Below are 6,421 nucleotides of genomic sequence, written 5' to 3' on the forward strand. Positions count from 1 at the left end.
ACGATGCAGCAATGGTGTAAACCCGGTGAGGCGGCAGTAGCTTACGCGAGCCTCATTTATTTTCGCGTTCGAGACGGGATGCTCATAAACGATTGGAAAGTCGACTGGGCGCACGAACCGCTCACGCACTCCTACTACGAAACTGATCAGGTGGAGTCGATTCCGCTTCCAAGCCCAGATAGCGATCTTCTGCAGGGCGTGCCCGAATCATCCCCTGACTACATTGCGGGCCTGCTCTATTGCGCCTACGGCTTCACTGGGCTGCGCCTCATCACCAACCGTAATGATCGCTCGGATGTTTACCGGTCGATGAAGGCCGTTAAGTTTGGCCGTCACACGGCCTCTGGCGGAGGTCGCTACTGTGCGGACTTCTACCTGGTCGAATCCGGGCGCGGTAGCGGGCACCTACCGCCGGGAATCTACCATTACTCACCGCTTCGCCACGTCTGGGAGACCCTAGCGAAGGGCGACTACACGCACGACCTCGCCCGCGCGCAGGGGTACGAATCCACCTGCGAGCGCTACCTTCTACTCACTATCGACTACTGGCGAAGCGGTTTTAAATACAACGACTTCGCCTACCAAGCAACCGCCATGGACATCGGCACCGTCGTCGGGTCGATCGCCGAAATCACGGGCGAGCGCACCGCGGGCACATGGGACGTGTGGATAAACGAGGTCGCGTTGTCGAAACTCCTCGGGCTTGATACAGACCGAACGGGCATCTACGCCGTCCAGGGTTGGGGCGAGCAAATCCCGACAGATCAGGCGAAGGTAGCCCCCGGTGCTCCCCAAGTCCCGCCGCGAGTCGATTCCGATTTCCAAAATGTCATGGACTTTAGCACCACTCTTGCAATGCAGCGTGACATGCAGGAGTTTGGGCAGCGGCCAGCAACCTTTACCTGCAATCCAGTTCCGAACTGCCCGGGCGCACGCGGCAAGAGCAGATGGTGGGAGGAACTCCACCGCCGGCAAACGAGTTTTGGACGATTTACCGGTGAAGCATACCCCGCGCGTACGCTAACCACTCTCTTGGAAGCAGCAGATGCGGCATGCGAGCAGTTTCGCGTAGCTACGGGCGACGGACAGCTCGAGTGGGAATACCTCGTGTTTGTAAGCAATGTAGACGGCCTAAAGCCGGGCCTCTACTCCTATAGGGACGCGAAGTTAAAACTGGTGCAAGATGATCCGCAACAAGATTTCCTTGCCGGAACTTACTTCCTGAAAAACTACGACGGGCGAAAAGCCGCGGCAACGATCATTCCGTGCGCCAACGTGTTCGAAGTGTCAAAACGATGGGGCGTGCGCGGATACCGGCTCGTTAATGCGCTAATTGGCGCCGCGTGCCAAGCAATATCGGTCGAGGCCGTTCGATGCGGCGTGGGCACTGGCACCGCACTCGGATTCGATGCGCAGGCGCATGCGGAACACGCCGGTATGGGCAAAGACGAGATGACGCCAATGCTCATGATCATGACGGGCGTCGACAATCCTTACGCCGGCGAGTTCCGCACTGACGCATCACTTATGTGGGGTGACAAATGAAAGCCGTCGATAACTACACGCAGCTACGTCTAGGTGGCGTGCCGCAAGAGTGCGTGCAAGATCTCTACTGCCCGCCGTTTGCAAGCGGAGTTGCAGACGTCGCGATTGCCAAAGCGAAGTTGTCTAGAGGCCGAGACCAAATCAGCGACGCCCTCCACGCGGCGATCGGTGAGCTCGAGCAGGATAAACGCAAGCCCGCAATCGCGCTGCGACGCGAACTTTACAAACTGAACGTGGCCAAGGCCGTTGCGATCTGGCGCGAAATTGATGCAGATACGCGCCAAACCATCGATGCGCACGCGCCCAACACCGCAGAAATAGCGCAGTCATTTGCGGCGGGGCTTGCCACGATTAGTGAAGAGTTCGAAGACGCCATGCAGTGGGAGCGCGAAGCGATCACCGCGTTTCGCTCCGATCAAGAGCTCATGTCCGGCCTCGCCATCTCCGCGCCAGCTCTCATTCCGGCACTCGAGCGACTCGGCGCTCACGTCGAGGCTGGGGCCGTAGATAAAGAGGATAAAAAGGCTGAGCGGTCCATGCATTCCTACATCCTGCGTGCGGCCACAAAGACGAGTCCGTTCTCCACGCTTGGGCCGATCTCGATCGTCTCGCGCGAGGGAACCCCCTCGGGTAAGAACCGGGCGTCGCGCCCTTCGATCTACCCAATCGCTAGAGTGTTCAATCAGCTCTTATCCGAGCCCGCAAGACTTGGCAGTTTGGAAGTGCGAATCTCAAACGACGCGCGCGATGCCGACGGGGAGATCACTGTAGACCGCGCCGCGTGGGAGTTTAAAGACAACAACACGCGCACCGACTTCGCCAAATGTACCGAAAACACGGTTCGCATAAAGCAAAGAGCACTAACTGATGCCGTGGTTGGTCTCATTGGGTCAGGCAAAACAACGCTTGGCAGTTTGGCACAGCGGATTAGCGACGGAGCCAGTATCAAACTTGAAACGTCCTACGAGCTACTCGGAGATCTCATTCGGCTCGGTTTCCTTGAAGTGCCGGCGCTATCCTTCCACCCCTACGACGCAGCTCGGCTTCACGAAGTTGCTGGCAGCGTGCGCGTTTTGGATGAAGAGCTGGCTGACCTAATCAGTGAATACATCGAGCGAGCCGAGCGGTTTGTACACCTGGATTCTCCCGCGCAGCGCAGCGCAGAGATAGAAACTCTTCGAGACATTATCTCGCGCATGTACGAGCTCGCGGGCGTCACTGGGAAACTACCAAGATCCGTGGTCTATGAGGACGTCATGGTAGACGCGGACCTGCCCGGCGTGCGCTTTGAAGACGAGATTCAAGACGAAACAATTCGAAAGCTATTTGCGCTACTTGATCTTCTCGATGATTCCAACGTAAAGCACGCGCTCATGGTCGGGTATTTCAAGAGTCGCGAGGTCGACGCCATGGAAGCCGACGCGTTCATCCAGGGGTTTATCGACGAACTGTTCGACTCGTTCGAATCCTACGATCTTGGTGCTGTCGCGGATGAAGACCTCGAGGAAGACCCCTGGCTGCGCTGGGGAGATGCCTGGACCTGGGTTGCAGCTCGCCGACTGCTCACCGAGGAACTGAAGACTTTCATGACGTGTGAACCGGTCACCGCCGGCATGACGACTCTCGGCGACCTCACGCCAATCGATGCAAGTGAAGCGTTGGCGAAGGCGGTCTCGGTAGTGAATCTGTTTAAGCCGGCCTTCCGCCACTCCAATATTCTCGTGCAGCGGTGCGATAGCGGGCAGTGGGTGATAAACGATGCGTTTGGGGGCATAGGCTTTCAGATTTCGCGCTTTACCCACCTGCTTGATCTGCAAGCTCCGGCTTACACGCAGGACACGGGGGCGTGTGCAAATAAGTGCGGTGTCAAACTGGCGGAACTCTCGGGCGGCGCGCTCTTTTCTAATCTGAACCTGCACGAACCGCTGTTGCATTCGCGCATTGCGTTGCCGGGAGAGCCGGTTCGTAGTAGCTCCCAAGAAACGATTACCCTCGACGAGCTCACGGTTCGATACTCCGAGCGCGAGCGTCGCCTCGCGATCTTTCAAGGCGACGTGGAAGTACACCCGGTCTACTCCGGCTATCTCGTTCCGGCCGCTACACCGCAACGCAACCAAATACTGTCGCTTTTTACGCCGTCGGGGCAGATGAGCCGGAAACTTCCCGAAATTGTGACTGATACGCCTGCGCCCGGCCACGTCACCCTAATCCCGCAGATTCGCCTGGACAACCTTGTAATAGCAAGAGCGCGGGCGATCGTGCCGGCAGTCGACGTGCCTAAACACAGCCCGCTCACGGCCTCGGGGTACGAAGAATGGGTCAGGTTTTGGACCGATCGCGGCCTGCCCATGTCTGGATTTATCCGGATTCGTGATGAATCGACTTCATCAAACAAGCCGTACTTTTTCGATATTCGCCAGATCCTGTCCTGCTCGAACTTGCACAACGACGTTCGAAAGGCCGAAGGAAAAGCGTTTATTGAAATCTCCGAAGTCCTTCCCAAAAACCCGAACGTCGAATATGAGGGCGAGGCCGTGGTGAGTGAGCAGATGGTCGGAATCAACTGGATGGAGGATGCACCTTGCCAGTCCTAACGAAAGTCCCAGCCTCTTTGGAACGCGAATACCGCCTGCGCGAAGAAAACGTCTGGCGCGCGTATCACGTTTTTTACGGAGGCACCCCTCTGACCGTGTTGCGCGGGTGCATACTCCCACTCGCGAAACAACTGGTTGACGACGGTGAAATCGTCGAATACTTCTTCATCAACTATTGGCTCGAGGGCTCGCACGTGCGCCTGCGTCTGCGCGTCAACCCAGATAATGTCCGGCGCGTTGACGCAAAAGTGATGAGCTATGTCGAACGCTACTTAGCGCAGCACCCGTCTTACCATCCGATGGCAGAACTTGCGGACAACAACTTTTATGAAAGCCTGTTCAAAGGCGAGTTCACGGATGCGGATCGTCCCAAGTACTTCGACGCGGAGGGGAATCCGAAGTTCGCCAAGAATAACTCGATCGAGATTCGCGAATACGAACCCGAGTGGTTACGCTACGGCGGCGAAGTTGGCATGCTCATCTCCGAGCGTCAGTTCGTGGATTCGACTGAACTCATGGTGAAACTTGCAGCCCTTGGCAACATGGGTGTGCGCACGATACTGCTCGGTATTTCGACCCAGATCACCTTCATCACCGCGGTCTGCATGCTGAAAGACCTCGACCTCATCGAGGACTTCTTCGTCGCCTACCACCATCGTTGGGCAGACGGCTACGACACGAACCCGGCGTACGGCACCGAGGAAGGGCGGCGCCAACACAACGCGACCGTTGAGAACATACGCCGCAAGATCGTCCCCCGCGCAAATTCGATTCTCACCGGCGACATTGATGACTTCCCGCAGATTCTTCGAGACTGGGCAAAAACCTGTACGAAAGTGCGCCAGCAAATCGAAGAAGCCTGCGCGGTCGCCCCGCTGAAATTCGAGTACGAGGACGGGGTGCGCGAAGTGTCTGACCCGAAGGACGCCGCGTGGTCTTTGTGCCATTCCTACATTCACATGACCAACAATCGAATGATGGTCTCGGTAGCCGACGAAGCATTCATTGCCTACCAGATTGTGGAAGCTATGCGAAGGGCGAAAAGCGATGTCAACTGAGCTAAAGAGCTGGGTTCCAAGCCCCATACCGCAACTCGAACTCGGGCCGGCAAGATGGAACGGGACGGCGATAGTCAGCGACATCAGTGCTGCGGGCTCGCAGCGTCTAATCGGGATCGGCCTCATTGAGCGGCTCGTCCTCGAAAGCATTGACGGCGAGAAGTCAGTGGAACAGATCCTGGAGGGGCTACGAGCAGACGGTCTCGATCTGCCTGAAGGCAAACTTCACGCGATACTGAACAAGTTCGCGTTTTTTGGAGTCATAAAGAGGCCGTTCACAACCGGGCGAGGTATCGGACAGGTTGATTCGGAATCTGCGCGTGCGCCGGGCGTTCGCGAAGACCAAGTCACAACCGCCAAAGAGCAGCGGGGAGTGCTTGCGCTTTGGAAGAACATGACCCGTCTAGCCACACCACCCATGTTCACGATCCTCACGGTGTGTGGCATCGCGGCTCTCGTAGCGCTCGCGGTCACGGTGCCAAGAGCGCTAGAAACCCTGAAGGGTGCCGAGATCCTCTTTCTCGCGTTAGGCGTGTTCATCGCCATCTTATGGTCAATGATTGTGACCATCACACACGAAAATGCGCACGCAGCCGTGTTCAACGCGTACTCCAGCAGGGAGCCCTACTTAGCTCTAACGCGTTTTGGGATCATCCTCATGCCTAATACGCACATGCCCGGTATCTCGCTCATGAAACCGAAGCGGAAGGTAGCGGTCGTATCCGCAGGGCCCCTCACTTCAATGCTTCTAGCCGCGATACCCGTCGCGATCTATTGGGCTAGTGAAAATCCAGATGTTCAAACCGTTGTTGCAGCCTGCATCGTCCTAGACGCCCTCATCATCGGACTTGGCATCTCACTGTTCCCAAACACTGATGCAACTCGCGTTCTCGAAACCATCAGCGGAGTAGACCAAATCCAGGCGGTTGGATTTCGCACATTGGCGCGCAAATACCGCCTGCCCGCGTCGCTTCCGAAGAAAACGCGCGTATCCATACGCGCCTATCCAGTCTTGCTACTAGCTACAACCGGAATCTGGCTAGTGGCAATAGGTTGGGCCATACGGCTCATCCTCAACTAGCCCCGCGGGGCAAAACAAGAAGGAGAGATCATGAATCTCGAAGCACTCGCAAGCGAACTAGATACTTTCACGACTGAGACCTTTGAGGTCAAGGATTACGTTGACTACGCGGATATGGCCTTTGGCTCGACCTGCTCGTCTTC

Annotated in this window: 4 protein-coding genes; all 4 read left to right on the forward strand. The window is 56.9% G+C overall.

From position 1 onward, the window contains the following. Positions 1-3 precede the first annotated feature (3 nt). From HMPREF9238_RS07960 to HMPREF9238_RS07975, 4 genes are read left to right on the forward strand one after another with little or no spacing between them, the layout of a single operon-like run. A complete protein-coding gene (locus tag HMPREF9238_RS07960) occupies positions 4-1,545 on the forward strand; it encodes a nitroreductase family protein (RefSeq protein ID WP_016444948.1) in 1,542 nt (513 codons plus the stop codon). Continuing rightward, a complete protein-coding gene (locus HMPREF9238_RS07965) occupies positions 1,542-4,139 on the forward strand; it encodes a lantibiotic dehydratase (RefSeq protein WP_016444949.1) in 2,598 nt (865 codons plus the stop codon). Before HMPREF9238_RS07960 ends, HMPREF9238_RS07965 begins: the two co-directional genes overlap by 4 nt. After that, a complete protein-coding gene (locus HMPREF9238_RS07970; protein ID WP_016444950.1) occupies positions 4,127-5,197 on the forward strand; it encodes a lantibiotic dehydratase C-terminal domain-containing protein in 1,071 nt (356 codons plus the stop codon). The genes HMPREF9238_RS07965 and HMPREF9238_RS07970 overlap by 13 nt, the downstream gene beginning before the upstream one ends. Then, positions 5,187-6,278 (forward strand): hypothetical protein, encoded by a 1,092-nt coding sequence (locus HMPREF9238_RS07975; RefSeq protein WP_016444951.1) that lies wholly within the window; start codon positions 5,187-5,189, stop codon positions 6,276-6,278. The genes HMPREF9238_RS07970 and HMPREF9238_RS07975 overlap by 11 nt, the downstream gene beginning before the upstream one ends. Positions 6,279-6,421: the final 143 nt, after the last annotated feature.

This window comes from Gleimia europaea ACS-120-V-Col10b, from assembly GCF_000411155.1.
Classification (GTDB): domain Bacteria; phylum Actinomycetota; class Actinomycetes; order Actinomycetales; family Actinomycetaceae; genus Gleimia; species Gleimia europaea_B.